The sequence below is a fragment of the Micromonospora sp. NPDC049366 genome (genome assembly GCF_044466625.1).
Classification (GTDB): domain Bacteria; phylum Actinomycetota; class Actinomycetes; order Mycobacteriales; family Micromonosporaceae; genus Micromonospora.
In genome coordinates this window covers 143144-161699 of record NZ_JBITMV010000002.1, presented here as the reverse complement: position 1 = coordinate 161699, position 18556 = coordinate 143144, and the positions used below count along the sequence as shown (strand labels likewise).

Here is an 18556-nt window from a genome sequence, read left to right as displayed (position 1 = left end):
GCCGGTCAACCGGCGGCCGTTCCCGATCCGGAACTCGGAGGAAACCGTGCTGCTCAGCGTCAACGTCTTCGTCAGCCTCGACGGGGTCATGCAAGGACCAGGATCTCCCGACGAGGACCGCTCCGGCGGCTTCGAGCGCGGCGGGTGGCTCGTCCCGCACGCCTCCGCGGAGACCAACAAGGTCGTCGAGGGCTGGTTCCGTGAGGCGGACGCCTTCCTCTTCGGCCGCACGAGCTACCACCTGCTCGGCGGGCACTGGCCGAAGGTCACCGCGGCCGACGACCTGATCGCCACCAAGCTGAACACGCTACCCAAGTACGTCGTCAGCAGGACGCTGTCGGACCGGGAGGCCGACTGGAGCCCGACGACGGTCCTGCGCGACGACATCGTCGAGGATGTGCGCCGGCTCAAGGAGCTTCCCGGGAAGGAACTCCAGGTTCACGGCAGCTGGAAGCTCGTGCAGGTGCTGCACGAGGCCGGACTCGTCGATCTCTACCGGCTGCTCCAGTATCCGGTCGTCGTCGGGACCGGAAAGCGCCTGTTCCCGGACGGATCGACGCCCTCGGCGTTCGCGATCTCCGAGGAGATCGGGCGCGTGCTGCCCGGCGGCGTCGTCTCGCTGACCCTGACCCCCACGAACCTCGGTGTGATCTCTGCGGGCGCGTACGCCGTGGAAGGGGGGCGCTCGACGACGGTCCTGGACTGACATCGATGCCCGGCTGAGCCCGAACTCAGGCCCGTACCCTACGGGTCGTCAGAGCCCCTGCCCGACCTCTACCAGATAGCCGTCGGGGTCGCGCAGGTAGCAGCGGATCTCGGTGCCGTGGTCCTTCGGCTCGGTGATGAAGTCCGCACCCCTGGCTTTCCACTCCGCATAGAGCTTGCGGATGTCCCGCACCCGCACGTTCATCGCGCAGCTCAGGACGTTGGGGTCCTGGGGCGCTCTGGCCTGCACCATCGGCTTGTCGTCCGTCGGACCTCCCTCGTCGTTGATGATGATGTAGCTGTTGAAGAACTTCATGATCAGCGGGTTGCACTCATGGACGCACTCCGCGCCGAAGACGCGCTCGTAGAACTCGCGGGAACGATCCACGTCCCGCACGATCAGCAGGGTCGCGAGGAACATCCCGTCGCCGGGCGCGAAATAGTCGGGTGCCGGGTTAACCAAGGCCATGATCACCCCCGTGTCGTTCCAAGGGCGGCGGCATGCCCGGTATGACCGGATCTAAACGGGTCGTCAGCCCGATGTCGACTGCCGGCGACATCGGGCTGCTCCCGAATCGAACCCCCCGTCGACCGATCACGCGCCGGCGGGCAGGCGGGTGTGCCGGGGAATGCTGCCGAACTTGCCGGAGTGGAAGTCGCGGTACGCCTGCTCGATCTCGGCGCGGTTGTTCATGACGAAAGGACCGCTGGCGTAGACGGACTCGCCGATGGGCCGCCCGGCGAACAGCATCACCCGGGTCTGCTCGTCACCGTCGCCGGTGGCCAGGGTCAGCGTGGTCGGGTCACCCTGCCGGGACACCGGATCGGACCAGGCGGTCTGCCCGGCGTGCACGGTCCGGCCGGCGATCGTCAGCCGGCCCGAGACCACGTGAACGAAGGCGCGCTGGTCCCCGTCGAGCACCTGCCGGTACTCGGTCCTCGGGTCGAGCGTGATCAACATGCCCAGGATCGGCCAGTGGTTTGCCGCCGGCCCACGCACGGAACCGGACTCCCCGGAGATCAGCTGGACCAGCACACCGGGCTCGGTGTGCACGGCGTGCTCGCCGGCGCGCAGGTCCTGGTAGCGCGTGGGGACGAACTTCTGACTCGCCGGCAGGTTGACCCACAGCTGGAGGATGTGGGCCCGCTCCGAGCGGGCGGCGACCTCGCGGTGGATGATGCCCCGTCCCGCTGTCATCCACTGCACATCCCCCGGCCCGAGCACACCGGCGTTGCCCAGGCTGTCGCCGTGCTCCAACGCCCCGTCGAGGATCAGGGTCACGGTCTCCAGCCCGCGGTGCGGGTGCCACTCGAATCCCGGCTGGTTGACCAACTCCTCCCCCATCAGCAGGAACGGATCGGTCCAGGCGTCGCGGCCCGGCGCGATGATCAACGCGCTGTGATCGGACGTGGCGGTCGGACCGATGTGCACCTTGTCGAGAACCCGATCCACCCCCCGGGTCGCTGGTGCGTGCTGCGTCGCCATGATGCGTTCCCCTCTCGTCGGTCGGGGAAAGCGTCCCGCCGGCCAATCCGGGTTGGCAAAGACCACCCAAGTTACTTACTCTAGGCAAGTGACAAAGCCACCCGGCACCCCTCCCGATGAGGAGATCTGCCTGCGCATCCTGCGGGCGCTCGACATCGTCGGGGTCCGCTGGACCGGGCCGATCCTGCTCGCCGCGGCTCGCGGCGCCCGCCGCTTCAAGGAGTACCGGGCCATGGTGGCGGGCATTTCGGATCCGCAGCTCACGCTGCGGCTCAAGGACCTACAGGCGCGCGGGCTCATCGAACGCACGGTGATCCCCAGCACGCCGGTCCAGATCACGTACGCCCTCACGCCCGGCGCTGAGGAGCTGATCGCCGCCCTCCAGCCCCTATCACAGTGGGGCGAGCGACACCTCCCCCGCGAGAAGACCTGACCGGAGAAGGACCGCCCGATCCGAGCTACCTCGCGTAGCGAGCCTCCGGATGACGGATCTGCTCGATGTTCAAGACGTCGATGTCGTTCATGATCTTCCTCTGCTCGTGGTGGTAACCATCGCGACCGGGCCCCTGGCCGGGGTTCCCCGGCCACGGGCACGGCCGCTTCGGCGTGTAGGCGGTGGCGCATCCGGTTGGGCAACCTGATACGCCACGCGCCTCACTTGCCGTTCGTGGTCGCGGGCGGGGTCGTGGTGCTCGACGGGCCCGTGGTCGTCGGCGGCGTCCAGGCGGGCAGCGGGTCCATCCAGAAGCGGGTCAGCACCACCGAATCGATCAGCCACTTGCCGTTGACCTTCTTGTAGGTCTCGCGGTACTGCCCGTAGCCGTTGTGCCCCTCCGGGGAGTTCGGGCCGGCCGGGAAGGTGAGGATGTCCTCCATGGACCAGATGCCGGACGCCGTGTTCGGCCCCGTGATGGTGATCTCCGGCATGGCGCCCGAGTGTGCCGACGGCGCGGCGCCGGTGAGGTCGCGGATCGTGTACGCGAACTCCTGCGGCGACTTCCACGTGATCCCGTCGGTCTCGAGCCTGGCGTCGGGCGTGAACAGCGCGGCCAGGTCGTCGTGCTTCTTCTCGTCCACGAATCGGAAGTAGCGGGCCTTGAGCTGGTGGATCTCCTCGATGTCCTCCAGTCGCTGCACGCGTTCCGCGAGGGACTTGGACGGGGCGCTCACCGTCTGCCCATGCCCGTGTGCGTTCGCCGGTGCGGAGATGAGGGATGCCGCACCCACCCCGCCGCCGATCAGCAGCGCGGCCGCTGCGGCGGCTCCGGTGACGCGAGCACGCAGCGTCGTTGCCTTCCGGGTTTCCTGCTTGTCCATGACGTGATTCCTTTCGTCGCCGCGTCGGTGCCGGCAGCCGTGGATCCCGACCTCGTGGGCAAAGAGATCAACTGACCGGCCCGCGCGACGGGTGACGTGTACGCCCATCCGGCGCCCCACATTCGGACGACTGCCGTCCGCTTCCACCGAGCCTACCGAGGAGGACGAGCATCGTCCGCTTATTTGCTCGGTCGACTGGGTGACCCTGGACACCGCCGCCCGAAACACGTCGGCCGCTCCCGAAAAGGGACGACGGGCACTGGAGCGGCGCACCGGGCGCACGAACCGGGGTGCGCAGCAGGACAGCCAATCCCGACCGCGCCCGGTTCCAACCCGAGCACGACTCCCGCCTGCCACGCCGCCGGTAGGAATTTGCCCCGAATCACCCGATGGCCTGGATCACATTGCCGACCCACGCGGAAATGCGGACGACCGTCGTCCTCTTGAGGTACGGTAGCCAACCGGACGAACGTCGTCCGATCAAGGGTTGGAAGGGTCAAGAAGCAAAGGGAGGCTCGATCATGAATCACCTCGACGAGATCGTCCGACGACTGGACGCGCTGGAAGCGGTCGAGAGCATCAAGAAGTTGAAGGCTCGCTACTTCCGCTTCGTCGACGAGAAGAAGCACGACGAGTTGGCCGCGCTGTTCACGCCCGACGCCCACCTGGTGACCGACGGGATCACCTGGAAATCGCCGCAGGAGTTCGCGTACACGATCCGCGACCTCACCGGCGCCGCTCCGTCCGTCCATCACGGACACATGCCGGAGATCGAGATCACGGGGCCGGACACAGCGTCCGGGATCTGGGCGATGGAGGACCTGCTGACCTTTCCCGTCGGCCCGAACGCTCCGGAGGGGCACAACGGCTACGGGCAGTACCGCGAGACCTACAAGAAGGTCGACGGGGAGTGGCTGATCGACTCGGTGCTGCTCACCCGGTTCCGGATGGACCCGCTGGAGAACTGGGCCCCCGATGCCTGACCTCCACAGCCTGCAGGACACCACGACGCGTTCCGACGGGGTGCCGGGCGCCCGGGTGGACGCACAACGCAACCGGCGCCAACTGATCGTCGCGACCCGGGAGGCGGTTGCCTCCCGGGGGCTCGACGTCTCGGCTCGGGACATCGCGACCGCCGAGTCCACGGGCGTAGCCCTTTCCAGGGGCCGGGCCCCCAGGTCCACCCCGGGATGACCGAGCCCGCGACGAACGGGGAACCTCCCGAGTAGCCCGACCTGACCCGCACCGCGCACCACGTCGTGTGCGCGGAACCCCCGCGCGGGAGATGCCACGCCGGCCCAGCGCGATCCCACCCCAGCGAACAGCCTTCACTCCGCAGGAGGAGAACCATGCGCGTCGACATCTGGTCCGACATCTCGTGTCCGTGGTGCTTCATCGGCAAGGCCCGATTCAAGAAGGCCCTTGCCGCGTTCCCGCACCGGGAGCACGTCGAGGTGGTGCACCGCTCCTTCGAGCTCGACCCCCACCTGACCGAGACCCGCTCGACCACCGCCCCGGCCCACGCAAAGAAGTACGGCCTGACCCCGGCCCAGGCCCGGGCGGCCGAGGAGAACCTCGGGCGTCTCGCCCGCCGGGAAGGACTCGGGTACCTCGTCGACTTCCGCGACCACGGCAACACCTTCGACCTGCACCGGCTGCTGCACCTGGCCGCGACGCGGGGCCTCGAGGAGAAACTGCTGGCCCTGTTCTACGAGGGCAACTTCGCGTCGGAGCGGTCCATCTACGACCCGGAGCACCAGGTGGAGCTCGCCGTCCGCGCCGGCCTGGACGAGGTCGAGGTCCGCGCCGTCCTCGCCGACAAGCTGGCGTACGCCAAGAAGGTGCGCAGGGACGAGGCGGAGGCCGCGCAGTTGGGCGTCACCGGCGTGCCGTTCTTCCTGGTCGACGGGGAGTACGGCGTGGCCGGCGCGCAGTCGGCCGAGGCGTTCGCCGAGGCGCTGAACCGGGCCTGGGCCGACGGCCGCCGCGACCTGGTCATCGTCGGCGCGGACGACCAGGCCGGATGCGACGCGGACGGCGCCTGCGACGTGCCGCCACCCCGTACGGCGGAGCGGGGCACAGCGCCCGCCGCCTAACAGCCGGTGAACTTTCCCAGCCCGGTCCGGGCTGGTCACCCCTTACCAGGAACACGAGAGGAACAGTCGTGCGAGCAGTTGGTCTGAACGAGTTCGGTGGACCGGAGGTGCTGCAGGTCCTCGACCTGCCGGAACCGCATGCCGGTCCCGGCGAGGTGCGGATGCGGGTGCGGGCAGCCGCGGTGAATCCCTCCGACACCCTGCTGCGCTCCGGTGTCCACGCGAACGCGCTGGCCGGGGTGCCGGGGCCGTACGTGCCCGGCATGGACGCCGCGGGCGTCGTCGACGAGATCGGCCCGGGCACGCGGACCGACCTGTCGATCGGTGACCCGGTGATGGCGATGGTCCTGCCGGTGACCCCGACCGCCGAGGGCACGCTGGAGAACAGCGGCGGTGGTTACGTGGAGCACCTGGTGCTCCCGGCCGACTGGGTCGTCCGGGCGCCGGCGGGGGTCGGCCACGAGAGCGCGGCGACACTGCCGATGAACTCACTGACCGCCCTGCTGGCGCTCGACCAACTGGCCCTCGCGCCGGGCTCGACCCTGGCCGTGGTCGGCGCTGCCGGAACGCTGGGTAGCTACCTGGTCCAGATGGCCAGCCACGCCAGGCTGACCGTGATCGCCGACGCCGCTCCGGCCGACGAGGCCCTGGTCCGTGAGTCCGGCGCGTCCCACGTGGTGGCCCGGGGTCCCGAGGTCGCCGACCGGATCCTGGCCCACTTCCCCGGCGGTGTGGACGCGGTCGTGGACGTGGCGCTGGTTGGTCCGCGGCTGTTGGACGCCGTCCGCGACGGAGGCACTCTGGTCCGGATCCGCCAGTCCGGCGAACCCGGTGGCTACGAGGTCGACAGCAGCCGCGGCATCAGGATCCTGACGCCGTTCGTGCCCGACTATGCCGGCCGGGCGGACAAGCTGGACGAGATCCGCCGCCTCGCCGAGTCGGGTGTGCTCATCCCACGGGTCGCGAAGTCCCTGCCCGCCGCCGACGCACCCGACGCCCACCGCCGGTTCGAGGCCGGCGGCGTGCGCGGCCGCCTCGTTCTCACCTTCTGAGCCACCCACCAACCCTCCGATCAACAGTCAGAAAAGGATTAATTGTGTCGATGCGTTTCACGGACAAGGTCATTCTGGTCACCGGTGCCACCTCGGGGATGGGGCGGGCCGTCACGGAGCGGGTCTCCGCCGAGGGCGCGGAGGTCGTGCTGGCGGCCCGCGGCAAGGAAGCCGGTGACGCCTTCGTCGCCGAGCTGCGGGCCGCCGGTCGAGAGGCGATCTTCGTGCCGACCGATGTGACGGTCGGGTCCGAGGTGGAGCAGTTGGTCCGGCAGGCGGTCGACCACTACGGCCGGCTCGACGGCGCCTTCAACAACGTGGGCGCGGCCACCGCGACCGGTCCGATCACCGACGTCGACGACGACGCCTGGGCCGCCGAGCTCGCGCTCAACCTCAACAGCGTCTTCTTCGGGCTGAAGTACCAGATCCCCGCGCTCCAGGCGTCCGGCGGCGGCTCGATCGTGAACAACGCCTCCAACGTCTCGGTCACCGGCGCCGCCGGCATGGCCGCCTACAGCGCCGCCAAGCACGGCGTCGTCGGGCTCACCCGGTCGGCCGCGCTCGACGTGGCCGCCACGGGTGTGCGTATCAACGCGCTCGTCACCGGCGGCGTCGACACCCCGCTGCTGCGTGGCGCGCTCGGCCCGAACCCCGAGGAGGCCATCCGTGGCTTCGGCGCGATGCACCCGGTCGGACGGGTCGGGCAGCCCGAGGAGATCGCCGCCTTCGCGGCCTTCCTGTTGAGCGACGAGACCAGGTTCATCACCGGTGCGGCGCTCGCGACCGACGGCGGCCTGACCGCCGCCTGACGTAGGACGCCCAGGGGGCCCGTCCGGGATATGCCGGAGCGTCAGGTCGCGGTGCCCAGCGCCTGACGCATCCGGTTCATCTCGGCCCCCTGCTCGCCGGCGACACTGCTGGCCATCCCGCTCACAGTGCGATCGACACCCAGCCGTCCAGCCTCAGTCTCGGCAACGGCCCTTCGAATATCCGATGGGCCCGTGTGGACAGGGCTGCCAGCTCTGATGCCGGTGGACCGGTGCCGGCCGGCATCATTGGCTCTGCCATGGGGGCTCCCCGTACATGGGTAATCCGCCAGGCAGGGAATACTCTCTCTGTTCAAGGTAATCAATCACAAATTCCACGGTGGTATATCCGAAGTATGGGCTGAATATCTCCTGATGCCCCTGCGGATCGCGGGTGCCGAGGCTGATAGCGACATGTTCGAGCCCGTTGAAGAGAACAACATATCCTGCAGGTATCGGCTGTTGTAGGTGCTGTTGCGCACCGTCGGGCCGTTGACCCCCGGTGCCGCCTGCGGGGTGCCGGAAGTATGGTTGAGGATTGACTGCCAGGGAGCTCGTCATCGATGCGATGTACTGACGGAGCGCGCTGATATCCTCGCCCGAGGTGTAGAATTCATTCTTCGCGGCGGCGGTGGCGGCGGCATGCGTCCCGCGCAACCAATCCTCGCTGATCAGTCCGACATACCAGGCCCAGAGGAAGATTGCCTCCGAGCTGGACATCGTTGAATCCACCCTTCCGGGAGCCTCGGCTTCGCCTCTCACCCAGAGCGCGAAGGGGCGCCGCACCTGGTATTCATCGACAGGCGACAGCGCCCAGTCTTCTGTAGCGTCGGGCAAGGTGAAACCATCGAAGCGCGGGCGGCCACTGACGAGAAATTGAGCCATCTCGATGATATCCGACAGCGACTGCTCAGGGTTTGGTGGCTGAGCGCTCTGGGGGTCGGGATGGTCGGGCGCCTGCGGCAACGTCTCGGCGTACCGAAGGGCAGCCTGCTGCGGGTGGCCGGGGTAGACGGGTAGCGCACCGTGCGCCTCACGGGCCTCACGCACCCTCGCGTGATGACTGTCGACGCGGTTGAGCGCCTCACCGGAATCTCGCGGTACGCCAGCCCGGCCAGCAACCGCCGCGGCACCACCAGACCTCTCAATCCAATGCTCGGCCGACGTCACCAACCGCCACGTATCACCCTTCGTCTCAGCGCGGTGGATCCTCACACTGAGACGAAGATCGCGGAAAGCTTCGTCCAGCTCATCGACCTTGTTGAATGGAAACTTGTAGTTGGTGGCATTGATGCCGAGTTCTCTCCGAAGCTGGGCCGAGGTAAGCCACCTGCTTCCCGATTTCCAGATCTTAAGAAGATGCTCCAACAAGAGCGCCGTCTGCGGCAGAATCCGTATCCGCTCTTCGGTGTTCTCCGAGTTGACCAGCCGCTCCTGTCCATACAGACCGACCCTCAGTTCGAATCCGGGACCTTCCACGGCCGCCTGGAGGTCAACCACGTCCGACTCATTCCCTACTAGCCACGCACCATCCGGAAAGCCCGGGGCCGGTTCCAAGATTCTCGCGGCAATGCCGACTTTCCGGAGAATTGTTCCGTTCAGCTTGTCGGCGAGGTTAGACAAATCGAGACTCTTTGATCTGTCTAGACCGAGCTCTGCGACATAGGCAGCCTTGAGGTCGTTTCCATAAAGCCACCCGGGCCCTTGCCCTCGCCGGGCTTCCAAAAGGCGGCGCAGAAAGACCGCATGCAATTGGGACACCGGCGCCACATCCCCCGTGTTTCTGTTGACGATCACCGATTTTCTACCCGGAAGGAAGATCAGTTTGATATCCGCAAATTGAATACCATTCGCAAACTCGGGGTGAAGCTCTTCCGGAGGACCGCCCTGCGGCACGATGGTGTTTGTGGGTGCTGGGGACGAGGTGGGGTCGGTGTCGCCGGTAGTGGCGGGTGGCTGGTCGGCGGTCGTTGGTTCGGCGGCCGTGGCGACGGGACCGGCTTGCCCTGACGGTGCGGGGGCAGTGCCGTTGGTGCGAACTGGTTGCGGCGGGATCGCATCCCAATGGGTTGGCTCTCCTCGCCAGAGGCGGAATTCCGACGACCGCGTCTGCGTTTCCAGCTCAATCCCGTACGGGGCGTGGGTGTAGCTGCCGTGGATGTGCACGCGCGCGTCGAGCGCCTCGACAAGAAGGCGAAGGAACTTGTTGCCGTACGGTCCGTTCCATGACGCTCCCCACGTCTCGACGGCCCGTGCCAAGCCGTCGCGATCGGCAGGACTGACGACACGATTCAAAGCGGCTTCGAAGTGGAAATCCTGAGGTCTCCTCACCATCTGAGCCAGTCGGGCGGCGACGACAAGCGCCGCGTCATGCAGGTAGTTGTCAGTGACCTCTCGCGCGGAACGTGGAAGCTCTTGAGCCATCAACGTCAACCATTGAGCGACCATCCCGGCTGCAAGATTGCCAACACCGTCGGGTTGGGTACGTGTGAGAAACTCTGCCACCTGACCGGGCGCCGACAACATCGTCGAGTAGAGCAGGCACCACCCATCGCCCTGCACCTGGACAACCTCGTCAGGTGACACCGGAGGCACATGTCGGTGAAGGCGCACGCCGCTACTGATGGCATCGCGAACACCAACGACGTCGTGCTCCGCGCTACTCGGCTGCGGATGGCTGGGGTAGATGGGTAGCGGAGCGGGGGCCGCAGGTACCGCAGCCGCCAAGTGGCGCCGGTCAACTTGACTCCCGGCGACGGCACCGCCAACATCACCCTCCCCCTGCTCATCCGGCGTCACCAACAACTCCCACACGCCGCGTCCACCGCCTGACAACGAAAGCTTGACCATCATGCCAATACCAAGCTTTGTGAAGGCATCGTTCAGCCTCTCGGCCGACAAGGTCAGGTAGTTATTTTTGGCACCGGGCACGCGCGCCTGATGCTGCTCCCCAGTAAGCCATCGCCTTTGCGGATAGACATCAAATAGATCAGACAGAAAGGCTGCCGGGTATGGACCGATGATCTTATAGGATTTCGTGCGCTTATTGATCACTCGCTCATGTCCACGAAGACCGAGAATTAATTCGACTCCTTCAACTTCCTTGGACCTTTGAGCAGCAATCACATCGGATTCATCCCCTATCATCCACACACCATCCGTGCCCCGGAGCGGGCGCAGGATCTTCGTTTTGATGCCGAGCCTCGGGAACATTCTATCGGTAAAATAATCGGCGATTTCACTCACCCAACGTGTCTGCAGGGAATCTACGCCGAGATCCGCGGCGCAGCCCACCCGGAGCGTTACCCCATCTGGCCATATTATTGGCTCAGGTCCTAGCCGGATTTGAAGGAGGCGACGCAGAAACACCGCATGCTCTGGACGTAAATCCGCCCATTCCCCCGTCACCGTGTTGGTCAGCGTGGAGTCTACGGAAGCCCCGCGGAAGATTAATTCGACATCTCTCCACGGAAAGGTTTCGGTGGACTCGGTGGTGAGGGCCTGTGTGGGTGTTGGGGGCAGGGCCGGGTCGGTGTTGCCGCTGGTGGTGGATTGCCCGGTGGTCGTCGTGCCGGTGGTGACGCGGCGGCCTGCGGTCGACCGCGATGGCAGGTCGTTGTCGGCCGGTCGGCGGCGGGGTGCGCCGTAGCGGTGGTCCAGTGGTGCGTCGATCAATGCATGGGCGGTGGATTCGGACGGGTTTGTGGGTCGTTTTGTTGTCGCGATGACGTGTTTGCGGTGGTGATCGTTGGTTGATGTGGGCACGATGCTGGCGGTGCCGGTCGGGTCCAGGATGATGGCGTGAGCGTGCAGGGGGGCGCCCAGGCGTGCGTGGACGGTCTCTCGATCGGGGCCGTTGAGGAGTCGGTCACCGGGTGGGTTCTGGGGTTCGAGCCAGTGCAGTCGCGATTCGATGGCGGTCGCGATGTCGGTGTCGGCGTTGGTGGGGGTGCTGTGGTGCAGCACGAGTGCGTGACCGATGCCGTGGGAGCGTTGTTGCAGGACGAGGGCTGTGCTGCCCGGCCCGGCCGCCTTGACGCTGTCCTCAAGGTCAGTCCAGGAACCCACGGGTCGCCACTGGGCCCCGCCACCGATCAGGTCGGTGACCTGCCCGGTGCCGACCCGGCTGTCGTCGGTGACGGTCTGGGCGCGGGCGATGGGCGCGCGGTGGGGGTAGAGCTGCTGCTGGATCTCGGCGAGGAGTTCCACACACAGTTGCGCTCGCCGGTCATCGTCGGCCGGGTTCGCCGTTGGGGCGGGCCGTGGCCGGTCGGCGACCTGATCGACGATCCGTTCCAACCCCGCCCGGTCAAACGCGGCGGGTGTCTGCGCACCGAAGAGCACCCGACGCACACCAACCGACATCCCACCCGCAGCCGCTACGCCCGGCAGCGACAGCCCCGAGGTGGTCTGCGGAGCCGACAGCACCGAGGAACCCCGCTGCCCCCGGGTATCCGCCACACCTCCAACCGGTAGGACGTCCGTGGTGGTGTCCGTGACCATGAACTGACACAACCTGTCGTCATCGCGAAGCGCCCGCAGCACGGTCCCCGACCCGCCAACGGACCAGGTAGCCGGATCGATCTCCGTGCGCACCGACGACCCGTCCCCCGCCCACTCGAGCTGCACCAACCGGCCATCCCCGAGACGCTCGACGAGCACCAATCCCATCGGCCCATCAGGCCTCTGCACCCAGAGGGGAGTCACCCACCCCGACTTCAACTGCGGCAGATCCGACGCCTGAAGAGCGCTCCACCCCCCACCGAGCCGCTCCGCAACGGACGTCATCCCGGCCAGAGTCAGACCCCCTTCGCCCTGCAACTCAGCCAGAACGGAATACACCTGCTCCGCGCTCGCGCCTGCCAACACACCAGGCTGACCCGACACCGGCCCCGGCCCGGGCCCCGACACCGGAGCCACCGAATCAACCGGACGAGCAACCTCCGAACCCGACTGCGGACTGACACCAGCCTCCGCGCCCGATTGCATGCCAACGCCGGTCTGCGGGCCGGCCTGCGCGCCCAACTGCACCCCAACGCCGGACTGCGGGCTGGCGCCGGACTGCGCGCCAGCCTGGAGGCCTGACTGCGGACTGACACCGATCTGCGGGACCGACTCAGGGGTAACGGCGGTCGGCGGGACCGTCTGCGTGTCAGCCTGCAGGCCGGACTGTGGGTCGACGTCGGTTTGTGGATCGGTGCGGGTGCCCGGGGTGCCCGAAGTCGGTGGAACACTTGCGCCGGTGGAGGCCGCGGCACCCGGGCCGCCCGCACTCGGCAGGGCCGTGCCCGTGCCGGTGGCTGCACCCGTGCCCGGGCCCGTGCTGGCGGCCGCGCCTGTGCCCGCGCCGGGGGCCGTGCCCGTGCCGGCGGCCGCACCCGCTCCGGTGCCGGTGCCGGTGCTGGTGCTGGGGTGGGGGTCGGTTTCGGCGTACGCCGGCGGTTGCTCTTCATACGCCGGTGGTGGCGGTTCATAGGCCGGCACCGGGTCGGTGCCGGCGACCGTGTCCGGGGGCGCGGCCGTTGGTGGGGTGCTCGACGTCCGCGGTGGGACCCCGTCGCTGCCACGCCCGCTGCCGGTGAGGGCGTCCCGGCCGGCGCCGATGCCGCCGAACGTCAGCCCGTTCAACAGCGACGACACCGCCGTCGGGCCCAAAATGTTGGTGTCGATCTGACCGTTCAAGATGCCACCGACGACCACCTCGGTGGCGACTTCCTCACCCGCGTTACCGGCCAGACCCGCCCCGGCCCCGAGGGCTTTCCCACCCTTGCCCGTGGGGAGATGCTCCGTGACGCTCTTCCCGCCGACGTGGGTGTGGCTGCCCAGCCGGCGCATCCCGCCCTTACCGAGGCCGAACAGGCCACCGACGAGGCTCTCCAGGGCGCCCGAGGCGACCGCGTCGCCGGTGTTCTTGTTGTTCCACCCTCGCTGATACCGCTTGGCCCGGTTCATCAACTGCGCGAACACGTCGACCAGCAACTCGTAGATGATGTTGAACGCCGCACCCAGACTGGCCTTCGCCGTGAGCTGCATGAACAACCGGAACAGACCCTGACGGACAGCCGGCGCCTTCGCCAACCACTCCATCAACAGAGCAGGGTTGATCCAGAACAGCTTCAACGCGACGATCAACTCGAACAGCAACAGGGCGGTGATCGCCATCACCGTGATGATCACATAGTTGAACAACGCGGAGAACTGATTCATCATCTGCGCCATTGTGCGCACATAATCCGGAGCCAACCCCAGCGACTCCGCCACGTTCTCCGACGAATCGACGAACGCCTCCTCGGCTGCGCCCATCACCCCGGAACGGATCGTCCGCACCCCGTCCAGGAACTCAAGCCCCGCCTCATCCAGAGAATCCGCGACCTGGTGCAACTCCTGCGCCAAAGCATAAAACCGCTCCGGCTGCAGACCCGGAAGCTCCTCACCATAAAACCACTTGAAGAACTCCGCCAGATCCTCAGAACTCTGAAAAGCAGGCACCGAGCCAGCACCTCCAAGACACACGGATGAAAGGCGGTCGCTCCCGGAGGCGACGTGACGCCACCTCGAATGCGATCAACCACAAATCAGACGAAGTGCCCCGCCACCGCTTCTCAGTCGACGACCCCGCGGAAGATAACATCTCGCGACGGCCCGAACTGCGAAGGGTGAGCCGTTGTTGAATGGCCAGCACTTCTGGACCGGGAGGGCAAATACGTGGTATCGGCCATAGGGTCCGCGCGCTGGCGGGAAGCCGGCCCTGAGAACGCGGCAACACTACCGATGAATCTCACCGACCGCGCTGCTGGCGCTCGACCAGCTAGCCCTCGATCGCCGTTCGCGGACCTTCCTGCTGAGCGACGAGACCAGGTTCATCGCCGGAGCGGCGCTCGCGACCGACGGCGGCCTGACCGGGGCGCACGGGGGTTCGTCCGCGATATCCCGGAGCGTCAGTTCGCGGTGCCCAGCGCCTGACGCATCCGGTTCATCTCGGCGCCCTGTTCGACGACGACGCTGCTGGCCATCTCGTTCACGGTGCGATCGACACCCAGCGCCAGCACCTCTCCGGCCATGTCGATCGCGCCCTGGTGGTGGTCGGTCATCATCGTCACGAACATCCGGTCGAACTCGACCCCTCGGGCGGCGGTGAGGCGGGTCAACGCCTCCGCCGGCTGCATCCCCCGCATCGTGTGCTGGTGGTCGCCGCCGGACGTGCGGTCCAGGCCCCGGTCGGTCAGCCAGGTCTCCAACGTCCTGATCTCCGGTTCCTGGGCGGCCAGGATCCGGTCGGCGATGATCCTGAGCTGGGGGTTCTCGCTCCGGTCCGCGACGAGCCGGGCCATCACCAGCGCCTGCTCGTGGTGCGGGATCATCATCGTGACGAACCGGATGTCGGCGTTGTTGTGCGACGCGCGCGGCGCCGCGGTCATCTCGTTCGCCCGGCCGCTCGCCGCCGGTTCGCCGGGACGCCCGGGCATCAGCACCGGCGCGGTGGAGTCCGGCAGGCCGGGCAGGTTGAGCGCCTGCGGCGCGTCCGTCTTCCCCGCGGGCGGCGGGCCGCCGCCGGGCCACCCGATCGCCAATACCGCCCCGATCGCCACAACCACGAAAATGCCGAGTTCAATCAGCACAATCGTTCGTGACTGCCGGGAAAACACGCGCATCTGTCCACCTAGCACAAGTCGACTCCCGCCGTAAGCCCGAGGTTGGCGGGGATGGTAGCGCGGGGTTGACCAGCGGCGGCGGTGCCACCGGCAGCGAAAAGGCTCTATTGCCTGACCTGCGGTTATTTGAGCGTCAACAAATCTCGTCGTGTTGCCGAAGCGTGATCAAAACCCGCGCCGGCTGAGTCTTGAGTCAGGGTTATCGTCCCGTTACCCATTGCTCACCACGACGAAGGGTGTCGCTACATGTCAGAACCAATCCCACGGGGACGCCGGAAGCTGGCCATCGGCCTGGCCGCCACCGGCGTCCTCCTCCTCGCCGCCGTCGGGGCGGCGGTGCCGGCGAGCGGCGCCGTCGACTCGACGGCCGGCACGGACAACTGCGAGTCGTTCCGGGCCGCCGGAGACAACTTCGCCGAGTACTGCATCGCGGAGGGCGCGGCCGACGACGTGACCGCCGCCGCGGAGATCCCGGGCGTCGACGAGATCTCCAGCAGCGACAACATCCGGCAGGTCGCCAACATCCCGAAGTTCGGCGGCTTCGCCGCCGAGGGGGCGTACAACTCGGACCTGGCATTCCAGGGCAAGTACGTCTTCGCCGGCAACTACGAGGGCTTCAACGTCTTCGACGTCAGCGACCCCACCGCGCCGCAGGTGGTCAGCCAGGTGGTCTGCTCCGGCTCGCAGGGCGACCCGTCGGTCTTCGGGAACCTGCTGTTCCTCGCGGTCGACGCGCCCCGCAGCGACGACTCGTGCAGCAGCACGAGCGCGTCGTCCGCCCTGCAGACCTCCTGGGAGGGCATCCGGATCTTCGACATCAGCGACAAGGCGAACCCGCGGTACATCAAGTCGGTCCGGACCGACTGCGGATCGCACACCCAGACGCTGGTGCCGAGCAAGGACGGCAAGAGCGTCTACGTCTACATCCAGTCGTACGGCCCGTCGAACGGCGCGTTCTACTGCAAGCCCCCGCACGACAAGATCTCCATCGTCAAGGTGCCGCTGGACAACCCGACCAGCGCCGCCGTGGTGGCCACCCCGGTCCTCTTCCCGGGCACCACCGGCGCCGGCTCCACGAGCGGCTGCCACGACATCACCGCCTACCCGGAGCTGGACCTGGCCGCCGGCGCCTGCATGGGTGACGGCGTCCTGTTCGACATCTCCGACCGTGAGAACCCGGTGGTCGTCAGCCAGGTCCGGGACACGAACTTCGCGTTCTGGCACTCGGCCACGTTCAACAACAGCGGCACGAAGGTCATCTTCACCGATGAGCTCGGTGGCGGCAGCAGCGCGATCTGCACCAGCAGCTACCGGACCAACCAGGGCGCGGACGCGATCTACGACATCGTCGGCTCCGGCGCCGACCGCGAACTGGTGTTCCGCAGCTACTTCAAGATCCCGCGGCTGAACACCACCCTGGAGAACTGCGTCGCGCACAACGGCTCGCTGATCCCGGCGATGGGCCGCGACATCATGGTCCAGGCGTGGTACCAGGGCGGCATCTCGGTGATCGACTTCACCGACTCCGCCAACCCGGTCGAGATCGCCTACTGGGAGCGTGGCCCGCTCTCGGACACCCGCCGGATCCTCGGTGGCGCCTGGTCGACCTACTACCACAACGGCTACATCTACTCGAACGACATCCAGAAGGGCCTGGACGTCCTGAAGCTGGACGACCCGCGTACGAACAACGCGCGGGCGTACTCCTTCGCGGAGCTGAACGTCCAGACCCAGCCCAGCTACCCGGCCTGCACCACCGTCCTGAACACGCGGCGCAACGGTGGCTTGACCGTTACCTCCGGCGTCACCTGCCTGGACGGGGCGACCGTGAACGGGGCGATCAAGGTCGCTCCGGGCGCGGGCCTGATCGCCTTCGACTCGACCCTCAACGGTTCGATCCACGCCGGCGGCGCCTCCGTGGTGTCGATCGTGGAGAGCCGCGTCAACGGTTCGATCGACGCGATCGGCGCCACCGTGCGGGACAGCAAGGTCAACGGCTCGGTGCGAACGAGCTGATCCACCCGGTCCGTTGACGAGTGACACTCCGGCCCGGCGGATTCCCGCCGGGCCGGAGCCTGTCGCGCCATCTCCAGTCGGCTGGCGCAGACTCGTTCCATGCGTACGCTTCCCGCGGTGACCGCCATCTCCCGCGTCCTGGTCTACGGGGTCCACGGCTCCGGGAAGTCGACGTTGGCGGCGCGGCTGGCCGTACGCCTCGGGTTGCCCTGGTATCCGGTCGACGACCTGCTCTGGGAACCCGGCTGGATCGAGGTGCCGGTCACCGAGCAGCGCCGGCGGATCGCGCAGATCTGCCGACGGGAGCGCTGGATCCTCGACGGCGCCTACCACGGATGGCGAGACGTACCGCTCGCGCGCGCCGACGTGGTCATCGGACTGGACCATCCACGGTGGCGGTCCTTCGGGTGGCTGCTGCGCCGCACTCTCCGCCGGATCGCCAGCGGTGAGGTGATCTGCAACGGCAACCGCGAGTCATGGGGCAGCGTCCTGTCGACGGAGTCGATCCTGATGTGGCACCTGACCGGGTTCGGCCGGGAACGGCGACGGATGCGCGCCTGGCAGGCCGACCCCTCGGCTCCACCGGTGCTGCTGTTCCAGCACCCGACCGATTTGGAACGCTGGCTGGCCGACCTGCCGGCGGGTGCGGACGAGCCACGCTGACCGCGGTGCAATCCCCGGAGTGCGGTCAGGCCGGGTATCCCTGGGTGCGGGTCCAGAGCGCTCCGCACCCTGGATGTCCACCCGGCCAACCTGGTTCATACGGGAGCATGCTGACTCGGCGCATAGGGAAGACTGGCCGGCATGGCTGACTCGAACGATGCGAAGGCTGTCCTGCACCGCTACCTGCGGTCCGTTCGCGAGAACCTGATCTGGAAGCTCGACGGGCTGAATGAACGCGAGGCCCGGCTGCCCCGCACCGCGACCGGCAACAACCTGCTGGGCGTCATCAAGCACTGCCTCAACGTCGAGGCCGGCTACTTCGGGCCGACCTTCGGGCGCGAGTTCCCGATGCCTGAGGAGTTGGTCCCCATGCGGGCGTACGACGAGGACCCTCAGGCGGACTGGTACGCGCGGGAGGACGAGACGAAGGACGGGCTGGTCGACCTGTATCGCCGGGTCGGGGCGTTCGCGGATCAGACGATCGATCAGCTGCCGCTCGACGCCCCGGGGCAGGTGTCGTGGTGGCCGGGGAACCAGTCTGTGACGCTCCAGCACATCATCGTCCACGTGACCAGCGACCTCGCCCGGCACGCCGGTCACGCCGACATCATGCGCGAGCAGCACGACAGCGCGGTCGGCCTGCGGCGCGAGGACACCAACGTCCCTGACGACTACGACTGGCCGGCGTACGTCAGCAAGCTGACGAAGCTGGCCGACCGCTTCGCGTAGCCCGCCCGATCCCCTCGGCCACGGTCAGCCGCGT

Annotated in this window: 14 protein-coding genes; 9 read left to right on the top strand and 5 right to left on the bottom strand. The window is 67.5% G+C overall.

Going from position 1 to position 18556, the window contains the following annotated elements:
• The first annotated feature begins 46 nt into the window (after positions 1–46).
• A complete protein-coding gene (locus tag ACIBTV_RS04345) occupies positions 47–706 on the top strand; it encodes a dihydrofolate reductase family protein (RefSeq protein WP_396702263.1) in 660 nt (219 codons plus the stop codon).
• A 48-nt stretch (positions 707–754) separates the two neighbouring features.
• Here the strand turns inward: ACIBTV_RS04345 and ACIBTV_RS04340 are convergent, their stop codons facing one another.
• Together ACIBTV_RS04340 and ACIBTV_RS04335 are read right to left on the bottom strand one after the other, a co-directional pair.
• Positions 755–1174: a VOC family protein gene (locus ACIBTV_RS04340; RefSeq protein ID WP_396702261.1), complete on the bottom strand. Its 420-nt coding sequence runs from the start codon at positions 1172–1174 to the stop codon at positions 755–757.
• Between the two features lie 126 nt (positions 1175–1300).
• Complete coding sequence (locus ACIBTV_RS04335; protein ID WP_396702259.1) at positions 1301–2191, bottom strand: pirin family protein; 891 nt, start codon at positions 2189–2191, stop codon at positions 1301–1303.
• Between the two features lie 88 nt (positions 2192–2279).
• Here ACIBTV_RS04335 and ACIBTV_RS04330 point away from each other — a divergent pair, with 88 nt between their 5' ends.
• Complete coding sequence (locus tag ACIBTV_RS04330) at positions 2280–2624, top strand: winged helix-turn-helix transcriptional regulator (protein WP_396702257.1); 345 nt, start codon at positions 2280–2282, stop codon at positions 2622–2624.
• 221 nt (positions 2625–2845) lie between these two features.
• Here ACIBTV_RS04330 and ACIBTV_RS04325 read toward each other — a convergent pair whose 3' ends face one another.
• Positions 2846–3508 (bottom strand): nuclear transport factor 2 family protein, encoded by a 663-nt coding sequence (locus tag ACIBTV_RS04325; protein ID WP_396702255.1) that lies wholly within the window; start codon positions 3506–3508, stop codon positions 2846–2848.
• A gap of 521 nt (positions 3509–4029) precedes the next feature.
• On the opposite strand from ACIBTV_RS04325, the gene ACIBTV_RS04320 reads away from it, so the two are divergent.
• The 4 genes from ACIBTV_RS04320 to ACIBTV_RS04305 all read left to right on the top strand — a co-directional run bounded on the left by ACIBTV_RS04320 (position 4030) and on the right by ACIBTV_RS04305 (position 7465).
• On the top strand, positions 4030–4491 hold the full coding sequence (locus tag ACIBTV_RS04320; protein ID WP_197677525.1) for a nuclear transport factor 2 family protein: 462 nt from the start codon (positions 4030–4032) through the stop codon (positions 4489–4491).
• Between the two features lie 366 nt (positions 4492–4857).
• Positions 4858–5604, top strand: coding sequence for a DsbA family oxidoreductase (locus ACIBTV_RS04315; RefSeq protein ID WP_396702252.1), 747 nt, complete (start codon positions 4858–4860; stop codon positions 5602–5604).
• A gap of 68 nt (positions 5605–5672) precedes the next feature.
• A complete protein-coding gene (locus tag ACIBTV_RS04310; RefSeq protein WP_396702250.1) occupies positions 5673–6656 on the top strand; it encodes an NADP-dependent oxidoreductase in 984 nt (327 codons plus the stop codon).
• Positions 6657–6706: 50 nt separating this feature from the next.
• Positions 6707–7465, top strand: coding sequence for an SDR family NAD(P)-dependent oxidoreductase (locus ACIBTV_RS04305; RefSeq protein WP_396702248.1), 759 nt, complete (start codon positions 6707–6709; stop codon positions 7463–7465).
• A gap of 243 nt (positions 7466–7708) precedes the next feature.
• Here ACIBTV_RS04305 and ACIBTV_RS04300 read toward each other — a convergent pair whose 3' ends face one another.
• On the bottom strand, positions 7709–13951 hold the full coding sequence (locus ACIBTV_RS04300; RefSeq protein WP_396702246.1) for a hypothetical protein: 6243 nt from the start codon (positions 13949–13951) through the stop codon (positions 7709–7711).
• 449 nt (positions 13952–14400) lie between these two features.
• The gene (locus ACIBTV_RS04295) at positions 14401–15081 is read right to left on the bottom strand and encodes a DUF305 domain-containing protein (protein WP_396702244.1); all 681 of its coding nucleotides are present in this window, start codon (positions 15079–15081) and stop codon (positions 14401–14403) included.
• A 279-nt stretch (positions 15082–15360) separates the two neighbouring features.
• Here ACIBTV_RS04295 and ACIBTV_RS04290 point away from each other — a divergent pair, with 279 nt between their 5' ends.
• The 3 genes from ACIBTV_RS04290 (at position 15361) to ACIBTV_RS04280 (ending at position 18522) form a co-directional block, all read left to right on the top strand.
• Entirely contained in the window at positions 15361–17130 is a 1770-nt protein-coding gene (locus tag ACIBTV_RS04290) for an LVIVD repeat-containing protein (RefSeq protein ID WP_396702242.1), read from the top strand.
• Between the two features lie 99 nt (positions 17131–17229).
• Positions 17230–17793 carry an adenylate kinase gene (locus ACIBTV_RS04285; protein WP_396702240.1) on the top strand — a complete coding sequence of 188 codons (564 nt, stop codon included), beginning with the start codon at positions 17230–17232 and terminating at the stop codon, positions 17791–17793.
• Between the two features lie 141 nt (positions 17794–17934).
• Positions 17935–18522 (top strand): DinB family protein, encoded by a 588-nt coding sequence (locus ACIBTV_RS04280; protein ID WP_396702238.1) that lies wholly within the window; start codon positions 17935–17937, stop codon positions 18520–18522.
• The last annotated feature ends 34 nt before the right edge of the window (positions 18523–18556 follow it).